The organism is Sphaerochaeta sp. S2, from assembly GCF_016406725.1.
In the GTDB taxonomy this organism is placed as follows: domain Bacteria; phylum Spirochaetota; class Spirochaetia; order Sphaerochaetales; family Sphaerochaetaceae; genus Sphaerochaeta.
The window spans coordinates 1-1,140 of record NZ_JAEKNT010000510.1 but is presented as its reverse complement, the minus strand read 5'-3'; the positions used below and the strand labels follow the sequence as shown (position 1 = coordinate 1,140).

The following is a 1,140-nucleotide window of genomic DNA, read 5'->3' as shown; positions in this document are numbered from 1 at the left end:
ACCGAATGCTGCGCTTACGCCATCAACAGGCATTACCTTAACACCGGCCATAATCGGCTTGTTGGTAGCATCGGTAGGATCTGCACCAAATTCAACAGTTACGAGGTCTGCATAGCCAAGGGTAACCAAAGCTGAATAAGTATTACCAAGCATCTCAAGTTCTGCTACTGCATCATTTGAATCACCATATACATCAGAAGGCTTCAAATTTTTCTTGTTTCCAATAGCATACTTCAAGGACACATCACCCATGTCAACGCCCTGCTCAGCAAGTGCCTTGTCAAGGTAAACTTCGAGAGTGGCTTCCATATCGTTATCAAACATTACAGCACCACCAGCCAAGCTCAACTTCCAGAAATCACCTGTGAAAGCAGCTACTGCATCAATTGAAGCCTGATCACCAGCTTTTTCAATTTTCTTGTCACCATCGTCTTCAAAGGTAAACTTGTAGCCACCCTCAAAAGAACCACTTACTTCGAGCGGAGCAGCAACGACAGCAGCTGCAACCATGAGAACCAGCGCCAGAGTCAATACAAACTTTTTCTTCATGACGTAAATCTCCATTTTTTTGCGTGAGAGTTTATTTGTAACATCAGTATGCTGATGCACTTTGTGAGTACAATGGACATAGATTGTGCAAATGATAGATTAATGTGAGGAACAAGTGATGTTGTTTGAGTAAGTGTGAAGCTAAATGGTGTTTGTGTGTGGTTTGTGTGCATATATTTCCTTTGTGTGAAATTTAAGAAGGTTACACAGACACTATCGTTTCGATTGTCAACATTATTGCAGTACATAATCGATTTCATTATCATATAAGTATGATATACCTTTTTGCCTCCGACATCCATGGAAGTGCATATGCAATGCATAGACTCCTGAATATCTTTCAAACAACCAAAGCCTCCAAGCTAATACTGCTCGGGGACCTTCTCTATCACGGCCCAAGAAATGCCTTTCCCTATGAGTATAACCCAAAAGAAGCGTGCAGGCTACAAAATAGTGTGAAAGAATCGTTAATTTCTGTACGTGGGAACTGTGATTCCGAAGTTGACCAGATGGTATTGGAGTTCCCTATGCTCTCAGACAGTGCAATCATGCACTTGGAACAGGTAGGAAACCACTTAATCTATCTCCCTG

The 1,140-nt window shown here is 41.9% G+C and carries 1 protein-coding gene and 1 pseudogene; one reads left to right on the top strand and one right to left on the bottom strand.

Features of this window, described 5'->3' with window-relative positions:
• Window positions 1-549 (bottom strand): annotated as a pseudogene (locus JF818_RS14910) (hypothetical protein); the annotation flags it as partial.
• Between the two features lie 272 nt (window positions 550-821).
• On the opposite strand from JF818_RS14910, the gene yfcE reads away from it, so the two are divergent.
• Window positions 822-1,140: phosphodiesterase (yfcE, locus tag JF818_RS14905; RefSeq protein ID WP_198892789.1), on the top strand; the 319-nt coding region annotated here is incomplete at its 3' end.